Source organism: Brevibacillus sp. WF146, assembly GCF_001673705.2.
Lineage (GTDB): Bacteria > Bacillota > Bacilli > Brevibacillales > Brevibacillaceae > Brevibacillus > Brevibacillus thermoruber.
On the sequence record NZ_CP109943.1, the window covers coordinates 1955834 to 1977558 of the forward strand.

A 21725-nucleotide genomic window follows, 5' to 3' on the forward strand; every position below is an offset into this window, starting at 1 on the left:
AACATAATGGGAGGTAGTTGAAATGAAAGCAGATGTTGTCATTGATGCAAAAGGGTTGGCCTGCCCAATGCCGATCGTTCGGGCAAAAAAAGCGATGGATGGACTGCAAAAAGGTCAAATCATGGAATTGGAAACGACGGATAAAGGGTCTCTGAACGACTTTCAGGCATGGGCTAGACAAAATCATCATGAACTGCTGAAAGTGGAAGAAGACAAAGGGGTATTTCGTTTCTTCGTAAAGAAAGGGTAACGTAAGCAGGAAAAGGGCATCGGTTGATGCCCTTTCAGATTGCAGATAAACTTCCTCGCTGTCGCAGCAACAAAGGGAGTTTGTCTGTAATCTGAGGCCTTCTTGTCCACGGAGGGCTATAATGTCAATATAAAATAGCTAAAAATGTATCAAGACGCTCCATATATTTTTCGGAAGGCCGGTACTCATCTTTTTCCCACAACCAAATCATTCGAGCGCTTACGCCTATTTTCTTTGCGAACTCCCTTTTGTTGTACCCATGGTAGAGACGTGCCTTATTGATCCGCTGGCCAAGTGTATGTTCCGGAAGGCTTTCGAAACAACCCAGGTAAGCAATTGACACTCCTAATGCTTCAGACAACTTTCTGAGGTTCGACGGACATACTGTGGTCTTGTTATGTTCAGCCAGACGAAGAGATCGGACACTAAGGCCGGTTGCGGCAGCAAGATCGACAAGCAGCATGTTTTTCTCTACTCGTGCACGTCTGATGCGCCCACCTGGTGTGTCATCCTCTGGCAATGCAGGTGACATTGAGTTTTCTCTGTGAATCGAAATTTCTAGGTTGTTATCTTCACGCGTGTCCCTGCGGCTTCTACGGCTCCCGCGACCAGCGCGAATGCACCTGCACGCCGCAGCAGATCCAAAAGTATCGGTCGAAATTGTCCGGCCCGCTGCTTGACCGGATCGACCTGCATTTGGAAGTTCCCCGGGTGCCGGTAACGCTGCTGCAGGAGCGGCCGCAGGCGGAATCGTCCGAAGAGATCCGCCGCAGGGTGGAAGCGGCGAGGGCCATTCAATGCGAGCGTTACCGGCACCGCCCCGGCGCTCCTTTCAACAGCGCGATGAACGGAGAGGAGCTGCGCCGGTATGCCGGCCTGGACAGAGAGGGGCAGAAGCTGCTGCAGCTCGCTTTTGAAACGCTCGGCCTGAGCGCCCGCGCCTACAACCGGATCGTCAAGGTGGCCCGCACCATCGCCGACCTGGCGGGAGCGGAGCAGATCGAGGCCGCCCATGTGGCGGAAGCGATCCGGTATCGGGCGCTGGATCGCGGGGTGGTGGGATGAGAATGGTGCAGAAATTGCGGTAGGGAAGAATTCAACACGAATGTGAAGTGACTGTCTGGCAGAACGGTGTTTTTGACCCTTCCAGCTTTACAATTATTGATTTGACCCGACAACTGGATCATACGGATTTCGCCATTTTTGTGTTCCATCCCGACGACGAAATGAATAGTAGAGGGGAGCAATCTACGGCGGTAAGGGACAACGTTCTGTTTGAATTTGGATTGTTCATCGGTCGTCTGGGGGTGGAAAGGGTATTTTATGATCTTCCGCGGAGTAAAAGGAACAGAATCCACATACCGACTGATTTAATTGGAGTTACACCGGGCATCTACGAAGATGACCGACGAGACGGTAACCTGGTCTCAGCAGTCAATGCATTTTGTAACCAGTTCCGTAGGATTGCAGATCGACTTGGGCCATTGAACAATGTTCATTTGACGGAAAGAGTAAATAAACTCGAATCTCATGCATGTTTTCTGTATTATTTGTCGCAATGGTCGAAGAGATCCGACATACAATCAATACAATCAGATCATGTCTGCTTTTACAGACGAGTTTGAAACGGTTCCGCCGTTCAACAAAAAGAAGGCTGTGACGTTATTCCGTCTAACGGATGACGAAAAGGGGCTGGAGCAGATCGGGACCATAACGAGAACCACTCTCTGGCGGACCAAACCGTTATTTCTAGGCTTCGATGAAGTGTTTTATAATGTAAATGAGGACATTTTGAGCTCACTTCATGAGTTCTTAAAAGGAGAGGCGATTGTATGAATAGAGCCGAGATCGCCAAAAAAGCGGTGGAAAAACGCAGAAACTCAGGGAAACTTATGGAAATGTTCGCTTTGTCGGTCCTTCCGTAACAGGCTCCCCTTACTTTAGAATCGTGGCATCGGGTAACGGAAAAGTGGAGTATGGTCCTCCGAGCTATGTAAAAAAGCGTTAAGTCGTAACAATTCAGCCCATCTTGTAAGGAGATGGACTTTCTTGTGTTCGACGGGTAGTCGCGTCCTCACGCGTAAGTGCGTGAGGCACTATTATATACAGGAGTCACGTTATGTCAACTCTACATCGATGTGGGCGAGGAGCTTGGGTACCCCAGGACGGCCGGTCACGAGAAGAGTGGACGGAGGAGAAGCGGCAGCGCCACTCTAATACTGGATGGACAGGACAAGTAGTAGCCGGATTGAGATTGAACGAAAAAACAGTTCTGGATCCGGTGGCCGGCCGCTTCCCGGACATATTGGAGGATGAGGACGAGATCGCTCCCTCTGAAATGGCTTGTTCACAAGTGATCGCGTCAGAGCAGCAGCGATTGATTACCAACTGGTTTGCAGTGGAGGCAGTGGACGGGGAAAGAGCATTGTTTTTGTTTTGACTCGCCATTCGGAAATGATCCTGATGGGATTTTTTCATCACATAGGTACTCGTATAAGCAGCTTCCATCCTTGACGCATAGAGTATAACTACATGTGCGAAAGGGGGGAATGCAAATGGGTATCTTCAATGGCGATTTTGATGATTTTGCGCTGGTGTTGGTATTGTTTGTATTGCTGGTGATTGTAGGTTGTTCCTGCGACTGTTAAAGGTTAATGTGGATGCATCAAAGTGTTTGTGTAAAGGGAGAAGGGGTTCTCCCTTTACTTTTTCACTATGTACAGCCCCTTCTTACATGATTGAATGTCAGTTATTCTGAATTAAGTTTTTGCTTGACATGTTGTACAAGCTCCTTCAGATCCTGTTGCATTTGCAAAAGTTTGGACTTTCATCAATCCTCTTTACACGGAGTTAAGACTAAGGATAACTTTGTGTAAAGGGGTTGTTTTTCTATGGTGCGTAAAAAGTATGACAAAGCCTTCAAGATAGTTGCCGTGATGCAGATCATGGATGAAGGAAAGAAGGTCTCCCATGTTGCGAAGGCTTTAGGCATTCTTCCTACGATGCTGAGCCGATGGGTGTATGAATATCAAACACACGGTGATGAAGCATTTACAGGTAACGGGAAGCCAATCGCCAACAAGGATCTCGAAATCAGACGGCTACAAAAGCGCTTGGAAGAACTCGAAAGGGAGAATGAGATTTTAAAAAAGTTTCAGGCATTCTTGAAGGAGCCCGAGTAGCCAAGTATCGGTTTATTCAAAGCCACGTAAAAATCTATCCCGTCCGGCTCATGTGTAAAGTGCTTGGAATCAGCCCCCAAGGGTATTATGACTGGAAGAAACGCAGAAAAAGTCAACGAACCATCGACCAGGAAATTCTCGAGGAAGCCATTTTGCAAGTGTACAAAGAATTCAAGGGTCGATATGGCAGTCCCCGGATCGCTTTAGCGTTGTGCAAACGCGGCTTGTTTACCAGCAAGAACCGTGTCGCTCGCCTTATGCAGCGGATGGGACTGGCTGCCGTTTCTTATCGAAAACGAAGTCGGATCGGACGAAAACCAAAAGGATCGGGAATCATGGACAATTTAGTGAAACGTGCGTTTGAAGCCCAAACGAAAAACACGCTCTGGGTTGGAGATATCACTTACCTTCCCCTTCGGATTTCTCTATCTGGCCACTTATCTTGATGTATTTCCAAGGAAAGTTGTCGGTTGGGCAATGAACACCCGAATGACCGAACAGTTGGTGATAGACGCCTTTTTGCAAGCCGTTGGAAGGGAACGCCCGTCAGCAGGACTGATTGTACATACGGATCGAGGTTCGCAATATACAAGCCGACGTTACCAAAGCACCTTGGCAGCACATGGAGCCATCCTCAGCATGTCCCGCTTGGGAGATCCATATGACAATGCCGTGATGGAGAGCTTTTACAAAACGTTAAAACGCGAACTGATGCCGGAAACAAGAAAGTTCACCAATGAAAAGGAAGCACGAAATGCAGTCTTTGAGTACATCGAAATGTTTTATAATACGAAAAGAATGCATTCCGCATTGGGTTATATGAGCCCAGTGGAATATGAAAAACAACATTCATAACAGATTGGTCTTAACTTCGTGTCAAGTAAATTAGGGAAAGTCCAGTGTTAAACTGTGGAAACTATTCTGAACGCTTATCAGTCTGCTTGCCACTCTTACCGAGGGATATTGCCGCGTTTTGGCCTGAATCGATACGCGCAAGAACTTCGTGTTGCTCGACCTGGTGCATCACCTGGCGAATGAGGTGATTGCTTACATCGAGCAGACGATGATCGTTGCGAATCGGCGGTCAAACTGGGCCCACTTCCATCTACCTGGATCGTATGGCGAAGCGCTCGGATCCGCGTTTGCCCTGGCAGCCATTGAGAAGGCATTGAGATTTAGGTAGACAAATTGCGCGTGGTGGGTTTAATTTTCATCCATATCCATTTTCCCGAAAATAATTATACCGAATTTTTTGGTACGATCATTGGAAAACCTTTATGATTGATTGTTTGTCAACAGACCGATCATCCGTGAGAGGAAACGATTTCTATCTAAAAAACGCACGAAGGACCAGTTTATAGCAATTACTTGTGCGTTACTGTTCATGCAATCCTAAAGTTTCCGACTATCCAGCGTCGTCGGATCACGAGGGTGGTACGAACTTCAAGACGATTTTTTCGGTATGCTGCCCCGTCTCATCATTCCAAGTGATTTCATAAACAAGGTCCCGAGAATAAATTCTGGCTATCTCTTCTGAATTCATCCCCGCTCGAAACTGTATGGAGTCACGCCCCGGACTTGTAACAAATAATTGAAGCGGCTTACCTTCCTCGATAAGTGGTGAAACCATCGTGCCCCTAGGTTGGTTTGTTACCAAGTCTGTCTTATAGGTAAGTTGGGTGATTTTCATGGGGGTTAGCGGCTTTATCGTTCCCTCGTAGAGCACCTCGTTCCCATCTCTCGAAGGTCTCACAACAAATTGTCCTTCCCATTGCTGGCTGGAACCTCGAAATAGGTATGACCATTCTTGCGAGGTACGGAAATTGTTGAGAAGAATATAAGAACCAACGAAGATAATAAACAGGGCACCAGACAATAAGTAATATCTATTGACCTTATCCAACCCATATACCCCCTCGTTAAAAATTCCCGCGGTCTACGACCGCGGGTTCTATTAGCGGTTAATTTCATGGGGTTCCGAGTCCAACAGTAGAAACAAGAGTTCCAGAAGAACTACGAGCGGTGTATTTCGTCGTCAATATACCTCCGCAATATCCAGAACCAGATATGTTAACGTAATCCCAAGAGGGAATCTTTACATAAGTTTGTCCCCAGTTGACAGGGCTGATAGTGGTAGGGTTCTGTTGATTAAAGTAATTTTGGCCGGATGGTGTTCTTCCTTCAGTTCTCGCATTAAAAACGGCATCTGTGATCTTGAGTAAATTTCCGTCATGAAGTGTATATTGTGCTTCATAGCGGGTAGCCTTCGCATATTGATCTGTGCCAATTGTGGTAGTAGAAAAATAACCCGTAATATTTTGAGTGAAGTTTACCCCTGGGTTGCTTTTGGGATCATCAATAACAGCGGAACCTAATACAACATAATCAGTAGTAATTTCATTGCCTCTTTTTGTCTGTTTTAACTTCTGAACAGTATAATATTTCTTTATATTGATGTCGACTTTTTTTCCGTTGTCATCCAATGCTTGAACTTCTATCTTTAAGTTTTCTAACCCAGGGTCCCGTTTTCCTGCCAATGCATCTTCCAATAATTCTTTCTCAGATTTTATTTTTGCTTGAAAAAGGACTTCTTCTTCTGGTGACGTAGAAGCTTGAGCCATACCACCTCCTAACACAAGACAAATGAGTGATACAATTGTTAAAACTGACTTCGCCAATCCTTTCATACAGTCTACCTCCTAAATTAATTTTGAGACAGTGCATTCTGTTGGAAATATTATGTAGGTCTCTTTATATTTAATACCATAAATTAGATTATATTGTAAATATTATTTACCAAAAAATTCTGACGTTAAATCTCTGCAATTCGATTATATGGTGCGCCTTAAGAATCCATACATTATCCTCCGAAAGGCACTGAAGCACTCAGAAGGAATCTTCATAACTGGTTGGCTGCTTGAATTCGGAAAAAGTGGCCAGGAGTGCGGCGGATGTGATAGGGTGATCGACGGGTGTGTCGAAAGAAGAGGCTATTGCGCTGTCTGCCCGATCCGCCTCAAGGTCCCTTTTGACGTTGACGGCAATTGAGTGCAGGTGGAGTTTATTCCGTAGGAAAGGACTTTAGAAAATCTGATAACGCCTTGGATTATATAACGGAGAACGTCAGGATTCGGGACGATCGAGGCGTCTCAACAGGGATCGTTCCGGAGCATGATGACCAAAAAGCTTTTCTCCAGAGGCCCGGTATTCGTATATAGCCAATGATTCCGTGGCTGAACAATTATTTCAGAGCGGAATGCGGAAAGAATCCGTTCCTTTTTATCAGCTCGTAATTGAAAGCGAAAAGGACAGCCACGCAGAGCATTTTGTACTGGCTCAAATCGGTTATTTCGAGCCTTGCTGGGAACAAATGCGTTTTTCGTTTCTTAGCGTAGGAATCGCAAGTTTTATCTCTTCTAGAATATACCAAATCCCGACTTCCACCCTTAGCGGGGTTGTAAATCGGGATTTGGTATTGCTTGATTGCTTAGCGGGGAAAATCTGCGTTTTGACGGCGGGACCCCCTGTTGAGGTATGATGGTGGAAGGAGGGGGACTGCCCATGTGCGGACGTTTTACGTTGGTCACCGCCCCGGAAAAACCGATGAGCCGATTTCAACTACAGGAGTTCCCGTTTGATCTAAAGCCGTGGTTCAATATCGCCCCTGGCCAGCCGATCCCGGCCATTCTTGCTGACTGCGGGCACCGCAGAATCGGCCAATTGCGCTGGGGCTTGGTTCCATCGTGGGCACAGGACGAGAAGATCGGCTACAAGATGATCAACGTCCGCGCCGAAACGCTGCAGAAGAAGCCAGCCTTTCGGCGAATCAATGAAAATTGCCATACACCTTCGCCTGCCTCTTCGACGCTTTGACAACGTCCGGCCGCCAGAAACTTCACAGTTGCACGATTATTACACACCTGGCCGAACGAGGTTGTCGCAAACATCCATTACATAGATACTTCGGCAAGAGGATGATCAAATATTGCTTGATCGAGAGAAATTAAACCCATTTATAGCGTGATCGACTTTTTACTACAATGCACTTCTTTTCATAAAATTTGTATCTAAAAATAACCCCTCTTGCCGGGAATTTTTTAGGAGGGAATTCATTTGAGCGAATTCACGTTTGCCATTCTTGTCAAGGAAGTAAACAAAAGGAAGATAAACAGCGCAGTCCGTAAATGGAAAGCACCGTCTTGCCTGTTTCCCGCCAACGAAACATGGTATGCGGTTGTCACGGAAGATGGAGCGGAAACCGGATCGGAACAGGCGCGACAATTATCGGCTGAGCTGAACACCCATTCGTTTTCCTTCGTCCATGCAGAGGATTACGGATGGCACTATGAGCTGTATGAAAATGGCGAGCGAAAGGGAACGCTGGAGTTCAACTATGAAACATGCGATCACAGTAGCATTGACGATGCGAATGTTCCCCTTTTAAAGAAACTGGCCATTGATGAAGTAGCGCTGGGACGCCTGGAGCGCGTTCTTGGCGCCAGAACTCCTCAGGCGGAAGATCTGTTGTACAGCGTTGAGCATTTCAAGCAGGCGTTTGGATTTGAAAAGATTTCCTGGATTTCGTATGAGTACGTGTCCACGATGTCCAAACGCCAGCTTGACGAAATAGGGGTAACCTTCATCAAACCAGCCACAAAGAGATTTTTGGCAGACAAAGTTATTGTCGAAATGCTGGATGAACCGTTACGTCACATGGGGTATGTCTATGAAGAACGGCCAGAAATGGGTGACCGGCTGTACTTTGTCAAACGTGAAAACGGCTTTGATTACGGATTGATGATCGATATGACGCAAAAGAATACAATCGAGCCCAGACTCTTTACTCCTCGCAACTGGGGCAAACATGTTCTACATAGCTATGAGGGGATTAAAAAGCTTCGAGTATGCGAATGAACATGAACTGCGCCAGCACCTTGAGGAAATCGTGCGGGTGTTTCAGCAAACAGGTGATTCGTGGCTGAAAAAGAACAGGATCGAGATCTTTGATGCCAACCCCCTTTATGTAGTTCAACGCATACACATGTATGATCGTATTCTGTTTGGCGGCAAGGTGATTTACCAAGGTAATCGGATGCAAATTGAATTTACGCATATTCCTAAAAAAGCAAGTATCGTTACGTATCTGGTCGAGGAGACAGAGAAAAAGTCCTTACAAAATTTTTTAGTGGAACACAGAGACACATTACCGGTCGATATCAGAACCATTCATTTCTCGTTTCAAAATCGGGATGAATTTGTACAGGCGCTGGAGCGTACCTTTGATTTTCTGCGTTTTTATTTCAAACAGAAACAGGCAGATTGACCCTCCAAATTCTCTTTTGTTATATCCATGATACAGACGAGCCTTTTTAATTCGCTGGCCTAATGTTTGTTCCGGAAGGTTCTCAAAACAACCAAGGTAAGCGATAGGCACTGCCAATGCTTCAGATAACCTTCTGAGATTAGGCGGGCTTACTGTTGACTTGTTTTGTTCGGCCAGACGAAGAGATCGGACACTGAGACCGGTTGCAGCAGCAAGATCGACAAGCAGCATGTTTTTCTCTAAGCGTGCACGTCTTATGCGTCCTCCGGGTGTATCATCTTCCGGCAATGCAGGAGACAGAGATGTTTCCTTGTGAATCGAAATTTCTAGGTTGTTATCTTCACGCTTGTCCCTGCGGCTTTTACGGCTCCCGCGACCAGCGCGAATGCACCTGCACGCCGCAGCAGATCCAGAAATACCGGGCCAAGCTGTCCGGCCCGCTGCTTGACCGGATCGACCTGCATCTGGAAGTTCCTCGGGTGCCGGTAACGCTGCTGCAGGAGTGGCCGCAGGCGGAATCGTCCGAAGAGATCCGCCGCAGAGTAGAAGCGGCGAGGGCCATTCAATGCGAGCGTTACCGGCACCGCCCAGGGGCTCCCTTCAACAGCGCGATGAACGGAGAGGAGCTGCGCCGGTATGCCGGCCTGGACAGAGAGGGGCGGAAGCTGCTGCAGCTCGCCTTTGAAACGCTCGGCCTGAGCGCCCGCGCCTACAACCGGATCGTCAAGGTGGCCCGCACCATTGCCGACCTGGCGGGAGCGGAGCAGAGCAGATCGAGGCCGCCCATGTGGCGGAAGCCGATCCGGTAATGGGGATTTTTATACCTGGTCACATGGATTGACGCGTTTCCATCTTATGTCTGTGATTCCTTTATCTCCTTCTTTCATTGGATATGGGAGACAGACGCCTTTTTTTCATGTATTCCGTCAGATATGTGTAATCCAATCACACCAGCGATTATCGCAGCGATAGACAAAATTTTCATGATCGAAACAGATTCCTTGAAATATAGAATCCCGATGGCTGCGATAATAGCGGTTCCTACTCCTGACCATATCGCATACGCCATACTTACATCAATATGCTTCAGTGACAAGGTTACAAGCGTAAGACTTAGTCCATAAAAAACAAAGATGGTAATGGAGGGGAGTAGCTTCGTAAAGCCTTCCGACAATTTCATGGACGTCGTACCGATTACCTCCGAAAGAATTCCTAACAAAAGGAGTACCCAACTCATTCGATTCCCTCCTTATTTTTTACATGGCCAAACAATCAATGGAACCTGTTACGGTTCCATTTCAGTGTGTAGACAAAGTGACTGCTGGGGGAGAAGCACGTTTCCGTCATCCGCTCCGTGCTAGCCCAGCGGGGAAGCATGGACTGCACGCTCCGCACCGATTTGCGGGGGATCGCCAAAGCCGCATCGCTTTGCAGCCATTCAGAGGTGGCGCTCCTTTTTCCCGCAAATCGCTGCTCCGCTCGGTAGGGCTCACAAGTCGCTCTGCCTGGAAACATGCTTCTCCTCGATGCAATCGGTTTGTCTTCAGTCTGCAATGGAACCTGTTACGGTTCCATTTCTCTTCACGATTGATGGTTACCTAATATGGACGATCGCCGACAATGGCAACGCGTTCAACTTTACGCGGGTACGGATAATAGTCGGAAACAGCGTAATGTTGCGTCGCCCGGTTATCCCAGAAGGCAATGGAGTTTGGCTCCCAGCGAAAGCGCACCTGGTACTCGGGGACATGCGCTTGACGGAATAGATATTGAAGCAGTTTCTCGCTTTCATCTGGGTCAAGCCCGACGATTCGGGTTGTAAAGGATGGATTCACGAAGAGCGTCTTCCGACCGGTTTCCGGGTGGGTGCGAACCACGGGATGCTCAACAGCCGGGAATTCCGCCTGTCTGACAGCCAACTCTTCCACTGTCATGAGATGACTGAACGCAGGCGTGAAGTCGTGCAGCGCAGTAAGACCCTGGATTCGCTCCTTCACGTCCTCGGGCAGATTGTCGTATGCTGCACCCATATCCGCCCAGATTGTGTCGCCGCCTACAGGGGGCGCTTCAATCATTCTCAGTACCGCAGCTTTCGCCGGGTTGATACGAAACGTCACGTCGGCATGCCAGACGTTTTCGGAGCCGGCTTTCTTTTTGTCCCTGGCGAATCGTACAATTTCTTTTGATTGTCCCTTTTCGATTTTATAAAACGGGTGAACTTCCAATTCACCCCACAGCCTGGCAAATGCCAACTGCTGCTCACTAGTGATTGGTTGGTTGCGGAAGAAGATGACCTTCCACTCTAATAGGGCTCGATGTAACTCTGCTTGGAGTTCCGGCGTAATCGTCTCTCGCAAGTCTACTCCGACAATTTCAGCACCAATGAGCGGGGTGAGCGGCTTCACTTCAAATAGCGAGTAAGGTACTTCTTCTACGCCTTCAGGCAGGCGTCTCAAAATGCGGGGGCCTTCGTGGATTTCGCGATTTTCGAATTGGAGTGGGCGCGTTTGGTCAAGACGAAGGTTGGACATACGACATGCTCCTTTCAAGTACCTTTTATCGTTGAAATGATAGAATCCCGTAGATCGTGAAATTCCCTTGCCTGTTTCAGTTCGTCAACGGGTCGATTGTGATGGGATAACGGATTTACGATGTCTTTTACAATTCTTCCGGGATTGGGGTGCATGACGACAATGCGCGTTCCTAACAACAGGGCCTCTTCTACGTCGTGAGTGATAAAAAAGATGCATTTTCTTGTTTTCTTCCAAATCTGAAGAAGGTGGTTCTGCATGCTCTCACGCGTCAAGGCATCCAGTGCACCAAAAGGTTCATCCATTAAGATCACTTTTGGATCGGCAGCCAGTGTTCGAGCAATGGAGGCACGTTGTTTCATACCGCCCGAAAGCTGAAACGGCCACAATTTGGCTGAGGATTCCAAACCGACCATGTTCAAATAGTATGAAACAATTTTCTGCCGTTCCGTCTTTGAAACAGATTTCATTTGTAAACCAAACGCTACGTTTTTTTCAATGGATAACCATGGAAACAGGTTGTGATGTTGAAAGACGACGCCTACGTCAGCATTTGGTCTTACATGTTTCTTGCCTTGAATGATCACTTCACCCGATGTAGGCTTCTGAAACCCGGCCAGCACATTCAAAAGAGATGATTTTCCGCATCCGGATGGTCCCAGCACACAAACAAAATCATTGTTGTCGATGTGAAGATTGATATGATCGAGAACATGTAACGAATGACTCCTGCTTTGGTAATGGAGGCACAGATCCTTTACTTCGATCAATGGAACACGGGTCATCGGTTCTCTGATTGATGGAGAAGATAAGGGTAACACAAACGCCACTCCCTTATTTGTAAAGATCCCGTAACAAAGCCTGCTGATAGGTAGTTACATCCGGAGCAGATGCGATTGCTTTCTGTGTAACCAGATAGTCCCCCGTATCCTTTAACACCTTGGCTAATTGTCCGGGTTGGCCGGATTCGCCAAAGTATTTTTTCTGTTCAGAAGCATCCAGCCAAATGATTTGCCGCATTGTCTGCAGGCTTTCTTCTGGAGACAGTTCCAATTCTTTTGAGAGCAATTGAGCGGATTGTTCAGGTTGTTCACGATAATAATGAACGGCTTGATCTAAGAGGGAGATATATCCTTTTACAATATGTGGATATTTTTGGACAAAGTCCTTATGAACGATCCCGAATTCGGCGGTAACCACCCCTTTATCGGCCAATTCTTTTGAAGTGACAATGACCGTTCCGCCATCGCTCACAAGTTTGGCTTGGGTAGGCTGCCAGATATAGGCACCGTCAATGTCATTTCGCTTCCAAGCAGCATAGATATCCGGCGGCTGCATATCAAGAATGGTGATCTTGTCTTTTTCCGGATCCAGCCCTGCCGTCTTCAAGGCTCCAAGTAAACTGAAATGAGAGGTCGAACTAAAGGTTGTTGCGATCTTTTTCCCTTTCAGATCGTGTAGCGATTGAATCCCGGAACTTTTTTTCACGATCAATGCTTCGCTTTCCCCGATGACATCATGCAAATAATACACCTGGTACGGCAACCCCTTGGCGATTCCTATGGCGCCGGGAGGAGTTCCAACAAGGCCAAAATCAATGCTGCCGCTGGCCATCGCAGTATTTACATCTCGTCCTGAATCAAACTTCAACCAATTTATTTTCGTATTCGGGTAGTTCTTTTCTAATAACCCCAATGCTTTCGCCAGCAGTTCCCCATTGGGTGAAACTTGATAACCGATCCGGATTTCTTTTGGTGCGTCTGCTGTTGCAGATGATGATCTCTCTGGCGAAGCATGTGATCCTGTGGAGGTCACTTGATTCGAGCAGGCGGTGGCCAGAGTCAGCATTGTCGCAAATAGCGAGATCAACAACCATTTGATGTTTGGTTGAACAGACATGTCAGGTTCCTCCAAAAGTAAGATTAATCTTCGGTTCCAACCCATGGAAATTGACGGCGTTGAAACCATCTGATGATCCAGTCCATGAGCATGGCGATGGTCCCCATCAACATAATTCCAACGAAAATAATATCGCTTCGCAGATATTTGCTCGCGTCCAACACCATCCAGCCTATGCCTGAAGTCGCTGCCACCATTTCTGCGGCAACCAATGTCGCATAGGTGACGCCGATTGCTGTTCGCAGCCCGGTAATGATGTCAGGCAGACAAGATGGAAAGATGATGTAAACCAATACCTTCCACTTTGATGCTCCCAATGTGAGAGCGCCATTGATTCGATCGCGCGGAACTTTCTGTACACTCGATACGGTTGTAATGAACAATGGGGCAAAACCGGTTAGAAATAATAGTGCGACTTTCGATTTGTCATCGATCCCCAACCATAAGACAAGCAAGGCATAATACGCCAATGGCGGAAGAGGCCGATAAAATTCAACGATTGGATCAAAAATGGCACGGAAGTATTTGGAGTATCCACACAGGATCCCTAACGGCACAGCCATAACCAAAGCAAGAATCAGTGCCAGAAATAACCGATTCAGGCTGTTTGCAATGTGGTCAAGTAGGGAGGACCCTTTATATCCTTCTTGTAAAAGATCCAACAATGCGATCCATACCGATTGGGGAGTCGGTAAGAAAAGAGGATCGACCCATTTGAAATTTGTGCTAACAGTCCATAACAGAAGGATCATAACCAAGGTGACAGCGGATACTGCCTTGACGGGGAGGATCTTTTCGCGTTCAAACAACCTCGCTTTCTCCTTTCACAAAAATCGTACATTCAGAAACGGCCCATCCCAAAAACAAGGAGGTCCAATCCCAAGCAAGAAATGCAAGGATGTGGACCTCCAGTTCGTCTGGTCGGTACAAACAATTATATTCCGATGTATTTACTTGGTGTTATCTTAGCAGGGGCTATTGCCGATGTCAAGCGGAAAGGATGTCAGTCGAACAGGTACGGAAAAGAGAAAGCAGCGAAATGCGTGTGGCAGTCCGATGAATTGTGCGCCGGAAGCATGGAAGGGGAGCCGATAAAAGCGAAAAGCGGCGAGATGATGATAAAAAAGTGTTGATGAACACTGGATCGCGGACATTCGCCAGAAAGCCGCCGATTGCCCGGTCCGTTTGATCGGGCAGCGACCAGCAGGGAAAAGAACCCGGTAGTGATAAAGAGAGGGTATGCCGCGAGAAGAGTGGACGGAGGAGAAGCGGCAGCGCTAAGCCAATGCCGGATGGACAAGACCAGGTGGGAGGTTTGCGACGCAGATGGTGGCGGGTTTTCTGAATGAGCTGAATGGTTGACCGTTTGCGTTACGTATGTTATCCTCCCGATTGCATGAAATTTACATTTGGTGAAAGGGATGGAATATGGTGTCTGTGAATTTTTGGGATATTGAAAGAGTTTTTAGATTCAAAGATGCAGAAGCCTGGGAAATGAAAATCAATGAGAAGATTTGTAGATTCATTATTATTGACCAACGTAGACCCGCATCTCAAGAGGATTATCCTTACCTAAATGAAAAAATTGACAGTAGAGAGAACCACATTACCTGTCATATTGTAACAACGAGTACACTTGATGATACAGAAAAAGATGAGCTTTGTTCCATTACTGGTGTTTTTCTATCTCACTTAGCACAAGCCCAATGCAGTTGGAATATCAAATTTTATGAAAAAGAAAATGTGGAAAAAATTACAACATCTCTTATGTCTGAATTCACATCACTTCAACGAGAAGAACTGAACTTCACCTACTTTTCCCAAGATTAAGGAAAATTGGTATGAAGCGTACAATTAATGGAAGAGGAATCCAAACTGGACCGCCCCGGAAAATGATGAGCTGATTTCACTACAGGATATCCCGTTTGATCCGCGGCACAACATCGCCCCCGGTCAACCGATCCCGGCCATTCTCGCTGACGGCCGTCGCCGCAGAATCGGCCAATTGCGGTGCGGCTCGGTTCCGTCGTGGGCACAGGACGAGAATCAGAAAAACGGAATCAAAATTGTTTTATGATTATTAAATTCAAAAAATCCCCATAAGAGTATAGAGAATGATAGTTGAAAATAAGATGGTCATATGAAGCAGGGAATAAATAAACATTGATTTTGCCCATTTCTCTGAATCCATATTTTTATAACCGAAAATACTTACAATAAGCCATAGAACGCTTAAAAAAAGGGCTACTAACATAAGTCCAAGGCTTACCGTCCCTAAAAGAAAACTTGTTGCAATTAAAACAAGTAAATAAACATTGGTTTGTTGATATGTTCTTTTAACACCTTTGACTACTGGAAGCATAGGAACCTTCGCCGCCTTGTACTCATCGTGTTTCCAAATAGCGATAGCATAGAAATGCGGCATTTGCCAAATGACTGTAATCACAAAAAGAACAAGAATGGCTGGATGTGTTATGTCTGGATAAATAGCGGCCCATCCTATGAGAGGTGGCATTGCTCCAGAAATACTTCCAACCTCTGTATTATAAATTGTTTTTCTCTTACTCCACATCGTATATGGGACGATATAAATAAACAAACCTAGAAACCCTAGGAATGCTGCTAGGGGAGTTGTTAATGCAAGAGTTACGATTCCGAAGATAGACATGAAGATACCAAGCCATAATACTGCTTTAGGCTTTATTTCTTCTGTTACAGTTGGTCTGTTTTTCGTTCTCTCCATAATGGAATCGATATCCCGGTCATATAAGTTATTAAAAGCTCCCGCTGCACCCATCACGAAAATCGAACCAATCAAAGCAAATATGATTTTTGGAATTTTCTCAAATATACTGATTTGATATGTATATAATGCCAATGTTAATCCTGCAAACAACGGAATCAGGTTTGATGTAATAATCCCTGCTTTAATCGTTTGTGCCAAAATTTTTGACATGGTTTGTTTTTGTGTAGTAAGGTTTCCTTCCCCTCGCATGAGTACCCTCTTCCCCTTTTACTAGATTATCTATGTTTATTTCCAACGTGATAATAAAATAATTTATATACTAATGGGTATTTACATACTAAGTGGTATATTAATGCTGTATGGTATGATTGTCAAGAGAGAGGGAGGGAAGAAGAATGGTAAGGCGCAGATTAACCCAAGAGGAGCGAAAAAAGGAAACACGGCAATTACTTTTAGAATCAGCGGTTGAGACCTTTGCTCAATTAGGCTTTCACGGAGCTTCTGTTGATAAAATTGCAGAAAATGCTGGATTTAGCAAAGGGGCGTTTTATGCTCATTTTCATTCCAAAGAAGAGCTCTTTTTAGCCATTTTGGAACAACAAATGCAATTACATGTGAACAACGTCCGTCAAGTAATAGACCAACAGCAATCACTTTCACATTTTATTGAAACAATGAATGAATATTTCGTTTCAGTTAGGCAGAAAAATCGAACATGGAGCATGCTTACCATGGAATTTCTTCTTTATGCGATGCGTGAAGAATCGGTACGCCATAAATGGTCTAACATGATAACGCAATCGGTTGAACAAATTTCCAAGGCCATTGAGAAATTGATGTCGAAAGAGAATCATGAGTCTACTCTATCTGCGACTGAAATGGCATGGACGATTCTTTCGTTAGAAAATGGTCTGGCTATTTTTTATTATATTAGTGAAGACCGCGTGCCCCTTCATTTATATGGAAAAGCACTACAAAATATGCTCCTGTTCCCACGTTAGAAAAATAAGTCTAAACGGTGGTATTATCCCCTCAGGGTAGGCAGTAAACAAAGAGTTCTGGATAAACTCATTACTGTTGACCGGAGGGGATTTTTCGTGCCATCAAGGAAGGAACAGATCTTTACTCGTTATCGTGAGGATACGAAGTACGAGGCTGTTTGCTTGTGTTTGGAAGAGAGTGGAGCTATCAGGGGATAAGAGAAAAGCTGTTTCGATGACTCCGGGCGCGACACCGCGAGTAACCCGGGAGGCCATTCGTCAGTTGCGATTATCATGCTTGGTTTGCAAACAGACCGATCGTACGAAAAACAGTCGACCGCAAACAACCATGTTCACGCCTGATCAAGGGACTGGTATGGGGCTTCACCAGGTTGTTCCCTATGCATGCAGTCATATGCCGATAAATTGGTCCCATTTGGAAAAAACAAGTGTGATGCCCGTCACAGTTTTTCCATACGGCTCGGATGTATACTCGAGATGCAGGAAACCGGAAACGAAGGAGTGATTCGCATGAGCCAAGTGCCCCATCATTGCAGCATGATGTCGGGGAGCCATGCACACGTGACACTTTGCGAACCGCTGGCCCAGTTGAAACGAGAGCATGGCCCCCTCAGGGAACAAATGGATGCCTTTGCCCAGTTGGCAGCCCAAATTGGAATGGATCAAGCAAAAACGGATTGGAGCCGGCAGCTTGCCGAGCTGAAAGAAAAGGTGGATGCCTTTGTCCGGGAGCTCGACCCTCACTCCGAGCGGGAAGAGGGAGCCCTTTTTCCGCTCATGGCGAACTATATCGGCAGGCAGGTGGGGCCGATTGCCGTGATGGAATACGAACACGAACTGGCCAAGCGTAACCTGAAGACGTTCAAAGAAGCGATGGAACACGTGAAGGAGCCGGTGGATGCTGAACGCGCGAAAGAGATCGCTTCCTATGCACTGCAGGCCCATGCCGTTTTAACGGATCATTTCACGAAAGAAGAGAACGTGCTGTTTCCGATGGCGGAGAACATGCTGAGCGCGGAAGAAAAGGACGAGCTCAGCCGTGCGCTGCGATCCTGATTGATGTTGATTGGCAGGAGATGAAAGAATGAAGAGATACCCGCTGTCATTCGAAGAAACCTTTATTCGGCCGATGCTGGATAATGGGGTGTCGAAAGTCGTGAAATTCTCGTTTCCAAAAGGAAAGAGATTACAGAAACACAAGACGTCGAGCGATATTCTGCTATTTGTGCTGCAGGGAACCATCCGCTTTACCGCCCATGAAGAAGTGGAACTGGCTGCTGCCAGCATGATCAGCCTTGAGAAGCAGGTCGAGCATTCTATCGAAGCATTGGAAGACAGTGTGGTCGTTCTGGTGCTGACACCCAGCCCGGAAGCTCATTCGATGTTCAAACCATAAATGGAATCGTTTCAGACCTGCCGCTCGCGTTCTCCCCGTTCGGACCGGCGGGTCAGCCAGCGCTGGAGAACGATGGCTTGGTTGTGGACGGCATCTTTCGCGGCGTAGACCAGGGTGACGTTTTTTTCAACCGCGATGCCGCATATCCGATCGGCGAGTTCATTCCGGATCGGATCTTCCGCCAATTCCCGTTCGTATCGTTCAGTAAATTCGGCAAACCGCTCCGGTCGGTGGCTGAACCACTTGCAGAGTTCGGAGCTCGGGGCGATGTCTTTCATCCACGCGTCGACCGCTGCGCGCTCTTTGGAAATGCCGCGCGGCCAAAACCGGTCAACCAGGATGCAGACGCCGTCTTCAGGGGAGGGCGGGTCGTAAATGCGTTTTACCGATATCTGGTGCACCATGGGACAATCAGCCTTCTTTCGTCACTTGCAGTACGCTGCTTGCGTCCAGTCCATTATAACACGACGGAGACAAGAAACGAACGTAGGGTGCCCAAGCCAAGAAACGTGCAGCAGCACAAGATCGAAACGGGAATGGAAAAGACCTCACATCGAGGTCTTTGTGTGGTTTACGTTGAACCGATATCTTGCTTTTTCGCCAAAACCAATTCGGAAGCGTCTCCCAATACATTTTTCCACCCCTTTGTATGTGTAGCGAGTAAACCATGGGTGTGAACGCCGTGACCTGCATGGAGGATAGACAGGGGGATGTCGGCAGCAACGGTTACTGTTCACCCCATCGTTTTAACGCATCCTTGTCCAAAATGATGATGCCCGAACGGTGTGTGTCAAGAATTCGCTGCTTTTTCAGTTGATTGACCAACCGATTTACGGTTTCTCTGGATGAACCGATCGCATTGGCCAACTCCTGATGGGTCATGGGCAACTCGATGTACACACGGGAATCGTTCACTTCTCCGTGTTTATCTGCCAATTGCAACAGAAAGAAAGCAATCCTGCCGTGCACGTCGTGACCGGTAAACTGCTGAAGTTTTTGCTGGAGTTCGCGAATTTTGGCCCCCATGACATCGATGACCTTGATGGCAATCGACGGCATCGACAAGATGAGCTGTTCAAAAGCGTGGACGGGAATTGTCAGGACGTGAGTGTCCACAAGGGCTTCCGTCGTCGCCGGATAAGGCGTTTGCGTAAAGAATCCGGTATGCGGAAACATATCTCCGGTCTGCAGCAGCGATACGATTTGTTCATGGCCCTCCTCGTCGGTTTTGTAGGCTTTGACAAGCCCGTCCTGAATGAAAAAGACCGCTTCTTTTTCGCTTCCTTCCATAAAGATGGTCGTCTTTTTCCGGAACAAGCGATGCATGGTGATTTCTTCGACGCGGGCCAGTTCCTGTCGGTTCAAGTCGCGGAATAAAGGAACCTGCTGCAAACAATCCCCATTTCTCATACATAGTCCTTCCTCAAGTAATTTCTTCCATTATTATAACGGATCAGAGCGATCTTTTTGAAGTGACATGCAAGGAACGGAGAACCTCCGGATGGAGGTCGCATGGTGACTTGCCATTCGCTGGTCAAGGAGTCGGGAAACGCCTTGGGGGGGCCGTCTGCCTGGAGGCGGCGGCGATGAAGCTATAGAGAAAGAATCCGGTGACGGCAGACCTTTCAAGCCATGGAAAGAAAAGCGTGCACCATGGGTTTGCGAAAGAGACCGATACGGTTTCGTCGGACATCCCCGCATAACATGGTGCACGGTCATGACATTCCATGCCGTACAGCGGAAGTTATTTCGCCAGCATGTCAGCCAAATCTTCTTGCGGGTCCCCAATTACCTTGAGATGAAACGTGTTTTGCAGGAAGTGTACTACACCTGGGGTTAAAAATTCCGGAACCTTCGGACCAATCCGTATGTCCGTGATTCCTAAGCTGAACAATCCCAGCAAAATGGCAATCGCTTTCTGCTCGAACCAGGACAGTACAATGCTGACCGGCAGCTCGTTGATGTCACAGTGGAGAGCGTCCGCCAACGCGCGCGCAATTTTTACCGTGGAGATGGAGTTGTTGCATTGCCCCAGATCAATATACCGTGGGATGCCTGTATTTCCTACGGTTCCAAAATCAATATCGTTAAAACGAAATTTCCCGCAGGAGGTGGTTAAAATGACCGTATCATTTGGAAGCGACGCAGCCAACTCCCGATAGTAATTTCCACCCTTTCCAGGGGCATCACAACCGGCGATCACAAAAAACCTCCGAATCTTGCCTTCGTGTACGGCCGAAATCAGTTCCGGCGCCAGACTGATCACGGTTTCGTGGTGATAGCCGGTGACCAGTTTCTGATCCGAGTCGATATGTGCCGCTGGCAGTTGCAACGCTTTTTCGATGATCGGAGTAAAATCGTTATGTTCAATTTTCGTAACGCCTTCCAGTCCTGCTACTTCATAGGAGAAGAATCGGTCCGAGTAGGTTCCCTTAATCGGCATCACACAATTGGTTGTCGCCAATATGGCCCCAGGGAATTCTTCAAACAGTTTTCGCTGATCGTACCAGGCCTTTCCGATGTTTCCCTTTAAATGAGGATATTTTCGTAATGCAGGATATCCGTGGGCAGGCAGCATCTCCGAGTGCGTATAAACATTGATTCCTTTGCCTTCTGTTTGTTTCAGCAATTCTTCCAGGGCAAGCAGGTTATGACCGGTGACGACAATACATTTTCCTTCGATTTTATTTTGCGTGACCGTAATAGGCTGAGGGATGCCAAATCGTTCCGTATGTGCACGGTCCAGCAGTTCCATCACTTTTATCGCTGCCGACCCAACTTTCATGGCCATGTCAACATGTTCCTGGAAATGAAAATTTACATTTGTCAAAGTGAAGTACAGGGCTTCATGGGTAATCGCATCCACTTCGGGGTCCGTATACCCCAACTCCCTTGCATGTGTTGCATAAGCAGCGATTCCTTTGAGGGCAAATACAATCGTATCTTGGATGCTGGCCAGATCTTCATTTTTCCCGCATACGCCGACTACTTTGCAGCCGCCAGTCGCTGTTTGCTCGCATTGATAACAAAACATGGATACGTCCTCCTTCTCCTGTTCAATGTGGGATGTGTGTGAGCCATCCCTGTGTCTGTTTCCATTATGCGTAAAAAGCGTTTGTTCAGATGTGACGAGCATCACACTTTGTGATTCATTTCACAAACATGACAAAATTTCACGATACCGCCGTGCGGGCGAACTGACGTCGTACAGAAACCATCCCCGCAGCGGAGGGATGGTGCTGCCTCGCGAACGCTCGCTTTTGTTGTTTTTTTGTCAAGGTTTATAGCCCGGTTGAGTCATTTACGAACAGGCCGGGGAGCGCTATGTTGATGGTGTGTTCGGAAAGAAGCAAGACGAAGGGGGGAGAAATCTGTTCGGTAGAAGGAATACCCGCAC

30 protein-coding genes are annotated in these 21725 nt (G+C 47.0%); 17 read left to right on the forward strand and 13 right to left on the reverse strand.

Translation table 11 applies throughout. The features are described 5' to 3' along the window. The first annotated feature begins 22 nt into the window (after nt 1–22). Nucleotides 23–250 carry a sulfurtransferase TusA family protein gene (locus A6764_RS09740; RefSeq protein ID WP_065066678.1) on the forward strand — a complete coding sequence of 76 codons (228 nt, stop codon included), beginning with the start codon at nt 23–25 and terminating at the stop codon, nt 248–250. A gap of 124 nt (nt 251–374) precedes the next feature. Here the strand turns inward: A6764_RS09740 and A6764_RS09745 are convergent, their stop codons facing one another. Beyond that, nucleotides 375–782, reverse strand: coding sequence for a helix-turn-helix domain-containing protein (locus tag A6764_RS09745; RefSeq protein ID WP_083989757.1), 408 nt, complete (start codon nt 780–782; stop codon nt 375–377). Between A6764_RS09745 and A6764_RS09750 the strand changes: the two genes are divergently transcribed. The 7 genes from A6764_RS09750 (at nt 782) to A6764_RS09770 (ending at nt 4287) form a co-directional block, all read left to right on the forward strand. Beyond that, nucleotides 782–1315 carry a magnesium chelatase subunit ChlI family protein gene (locus tag A6764_RS09750; RefSeq protein WP_264622493.1) on the forward strand — a complete coding sequence of 178 codons (534 nt, stop codon included), beginning with the start codon at nt 782–784 and terminating at the stop codon, nt 1313–1315. The two genes, A6764_RS09745 and A6764_RS09750, sit on opposite strands and share 1 nt — an antisense overlap. 47 nt (nt 1316–1362) lie before the next feature. After that, complete coding sequence (locus A6764_RS22390; RefSeq protein WP_176703234.1) at nt 1363–1875, forward strand: TIR domain-containing protein; 513 nt, start codon at nt 1363–1365, stop codon at nt 1873–1875. 629 nt (nt 1876–2504) lie between these two features. After that, a complete protein-coding gene (locus tag A6764_RS09755) occupies nt 2505–2690 on the forward strand; it encodes a hypothetical protein (protein ID WP_141669617.1) in 186 nt (61 codons plus the stop codon). A gap of 115 nt (nt 2691–2805) precedes the next feature. Further along, nucleotides 2806–2898 (forward strand): YjcZ family sporulation protein, encoded by a 93-nt coding sequence (locus A6764_RS09760; protein ID WP_083989755.1) that lies wholly within the window; start codon nt 2806–2808, stop codon nt 2896–2898. Between the two features lie 243 nt (nt 2899–3141). Continuing rightward, complete coding sequence (locus A6764_RS09765; protein ID WP_264622319.1) at nt 3142–3432, forward strand: transposase; 291 nt, start codon at nt 3142–3144, stop codon at nt 3430–3432. Nucleotides 3433–3482: 50 nt separating this feature from the next. Continuing rightward, nucleotides 3483–3878 carry an IS3 family transposase gene (locus A6764_RS22395; protein ID WP_413541959.1) on the forward strand — a complete coding sequence of 132 codons (396 nt, stop codon included), beginning with the start codon at nt 3483–3485 and terminating at the stop codon, nt 3876–3878. After that, a complete protein-coding gene (locus A6764_RS09770; protein WP_264622320.1) occupies nt 3793–4287 on the forward strand; it encodes an IS3 family transposase in 495 nt (164 codons plus the stop codon). The genes A6764_RS22395 and A6764_RS09770 overlap by 86 nt, the downstream gene beginning before the upstream one ends. A gap of 568 nt (nt 4288–4855) precedes the next feature. Here A6764_RS09770 and A6764_RS09775 read toward each other — a convergent pair. Both A6764_RS09775 and A6764_RS09780 read right to left on the reverse strand, forming a co-directional pair. Then, nucleotides 4856–5335: a hypothetical protein gene (locus tag A6764_RS09775; RefSeq protein ID WP_065066675.1), complete on the reverse strand. Its 480-nt coding sequence runs from the start codon at nt 5333–5335 to the stop codon at nt 4856–4858. A gap of 64 nt (nt 5336–5399) precedes the next feature. Then, entirely contained in the window at nt 5400–6119 is a 720-nt protein-coding gene (locus A6764_RS09780) for a hypothetical protein (protein ID WP_141669615.1), read from the reverse strand. An 874-nt stretch (nt 6120–6993) separates the two neighbouring features. Here A6764_RS09780 and A6764_RS09785 point away from each other — a divergent pair. From A6764_RS09785 to A6764_RS09795, 3 genes are all read left to right on the forward strand, one after another. Next, nucleotides 6994–7305: an SOS response-associated peptidase gene (locus A6764_RS09785; RefSeq protein WP_264622494.1), complete on the forward strand. Its 312-nt coding sequence runs from the start codon at nt 6994–6996 to the stop codon at nt 7303–7305. 240 nt (nt 7306–7545) lie between these two features. After that, nucleotides 7546–8346 (forward strand): hypothetical protein, encoded by an 801-nt coding sequence (locus tag A6764_RS09790; protein WP_065066674.1) that lies wholly within the window; start codon nt 7546–7548, stop codon nt 8344–8346. Between the two features lie 37 nt (nt 8347–8383). After that, complete coding sequence (locus tag A6764_RS09795; protein ID WP_065066673.1) at nt 8384–8755, forward strand: hypothetical protein; 372 nt, start codon at nt 8384–8386, stop codon at nt 8753–8755. Here the strand turns inward: A6764_RS09795 and A6764_RS09800 are convergent. Further along, nucleotides 8636–9043, reverse strand: a complete 408-nt coding sequence (locus tag A6764_RS09800; RefSeq protein WP_255309631.1) for a helix-turn-helix domain-containing protein — start codon at nt 9041–9043, stop codon at nt 8636–8638. The genes A6764_RS09795 and A6764_RS09800 overlap by 120 nt on opposite strands. 14 nt (nt 9044–9057) lie before the next feature. Between A6764_RS09800 and A6764_RS09805 the strand changes: the two genes are divergently transcribed. Next, the gene (locus tag A6764_RS09805; protein WP_264622495.1) at nt 9058–9564 is read left to right on the forward strand and encodes a magnesium chelatase subunit ChlI family protein; all 507 of its coding nucleotides are present in this window, start codon (nt 9058–9060) and stop codon (nt 9562–9564) included. Nucleotides 9565–9638: 74 nt separating this feature from the next. On the opposite strand, the gene A6764_RS09810 is transcribed toward A6764_RS09805, so the two are convergent. The 5 genes from A6764_RS09810 to A6764_RS09830 all read right to left on the reverse strand — a co-directional run bounded on the left by A6764_RS09810 (nt 9639) and on the right by A6764_RS09830 (nt 13937). Beyond that, complete coding sequence (locus A6764_RS09810) at nt 9639–9992, reverse strand: DMT family transporter (protein WP_044898707.1); 354 nt, start codon at nt 9990–9992, stop codon at nt 9639–9641. Nucleotides 9993–10353: 361 nt separating this feature from the next. Next, entirely contained in the window at nt 10354–11286 is a 933-nt protein-coding gene (locus tag A6764_RS09815) for a TauD/TfdA dioxygenase family protein (RefSeq protein WP_065066660.1), read from the reverse strand. Nucleotides 11287–11300: 14 nt separating this feature from the next. Continuing rightward, nucleotides 11301–12107 carry an ABC transporter ATP-binding protein gene (locus A6764_RS09820; protein ID WP_255309628.1) on the reverse strand — a complete coding sequence of 269 codons (807 nt, stop codon included), beginning with the start codon at nt 12105–12107 and terminating at the stop codon, nt 11301–11303. Between the two features lie 13 nt (nt 12108–12120). After that, entirely contained in the window at nt 12121–13185 is a 1065-nt protein-coding gene (locus tag A6764_RS09825) for a taurine ABC transporter substrate-binding protein (protein WP_065066658.1), read from the reverse strand. A 23-nt stretch (nt 13186–13208) separates the two neighbouring features. Then, complete coding sequence (locus A6764_RS09830; protein WP_083989753.1) at nt 13209–13937, reverse strand: ABC transporter permease; 729 nt, start codon at nt 13935–13937, stop codon at nt 13209–13211. Nucleotides 13938–14616: 679 nt separating this feature from the next. Here A6764_RS09830 and A6764_RS09835 point away from each other — a divergent pair. Together A6764_RS09835 and A6764_RS22400 are read left to right on the forward strand one after the other, a co-directional pair. Next, nucleotides 14617–15015, forward strand: coding sequence for a hypothetical protein (locus A6764_RS09835; RefSeq protein ID WP_141669611.1), 399 nt, complete (start codon nt 14617–14619; stop codon nt 15013–15015). A gap of 139 nt (nt 15016–15154) precedes the next feature. Then, nucleotides 15155–15262 carry a hypothetical protein gene (locus tag A6764_RS22400; protein ID WP_413541987.1) on the forward strand — a complete coding sequence of 36 codons (108 nt, stop codon included), beginning with the start codon at nt 15155–15157 and terminating at the stop codon, nt 15260–15262. Between the two features lie 9 nt (nt 15263–15271). Here A6764_RS22400 and cyoE read toward each other — a convergent pair whose 3' ends face one another. Further along, complete coding sequence (gene cyoE, locus A6764_RS09840; protein ID WP_065066655.1) at nt 15272–16180, reverse strand: heme o synthase; 909 nt, start codon at nt 16178–16180, stop codon at nt 15272–15274. A gap of 146 nt (nt 16181–16326) precedes the next feature. Between cyoE and A6764_RS09845 the strand changes: the two genes are divergently transcribed. The 3 genes from A6764_RS09845 (at nt 16327) to A6764_RS09855 (ending at nt 18328) form a co-directional block, all read left to right on the forward strand. After that, entirely contained in the window at nt 16327–16932 is a 606-nt protein-coding gene (locus A6764_RS09845) for a TetR/AcrR family transcriptional regulator (protein WP_065066654.1), read from the forward strand. Between the two features lie 510 nt (nt 16933–17442). Then, nucleotides 17443–17988: a hemerythrin domain-containing protein gene (locus A6764_RS09850; protein ID WP_083989752.1), complete on the forward strand. Its 546-nt coding sequence runs from the start codon at nt 17443–17445 to the stop codon at nt 17986–17988. Nucleotides 17989–18016: 28 nt separating this feature from the next. Beyond that, nucleotides 18017–18328: a cupin domain-containing protein gene (locus tag A6764_RS09855; RefSeq protein WP_065066653.1), complete on the forward strand. Its 312-nt coding sequence runs from the start codon at nt 18017–18019 to the stop codon at nt 18326–18328. Between the two features lie 11 nt (nt 18329–18339). Here A6764_RS09855 and A6764_RS09860 read toward each other — a convergent pair whose 3' ends face one another. From A6764_RS09860 to hcp, 3 genes are all read right to left on the reverse strand, one after another. Further along, a complete protein-coding gene (locus A6764_RS09860; RefSeq protein ID WP_065066652.1) occupies nt 18340–18732 on the reverse strand; it encodes a DUF488 domain-containing protein in 393 nt (130 codons plus the stop codon). 322 nt (nt 18733–19054) lie between these two features. Next, nucleotides 19055–19738 (reverse strand): Crp/Fnr family transcriptional regulator, encoded by a 684-nt coding sequence (locus A6764_RS09865; RefSeq protein WP_029098764.1) that lies wholly within the window; start codon nt 19736–19738, stop codon nt 19055–19057. 334 nt (nt 19739–20072) lie between these two features. Further along, complete coding sequence (gene hcp, locus A6764_RS09870) at nt 20073–21362, reverse strand: hydroxylamine reductase (protein WP_065066651.1); 1290 nt, start codon at nt 21360–21362, stop codon at nt 20073–20075. Nucleotides 21363–21725 lie beyond the last annotated feature (363 nt).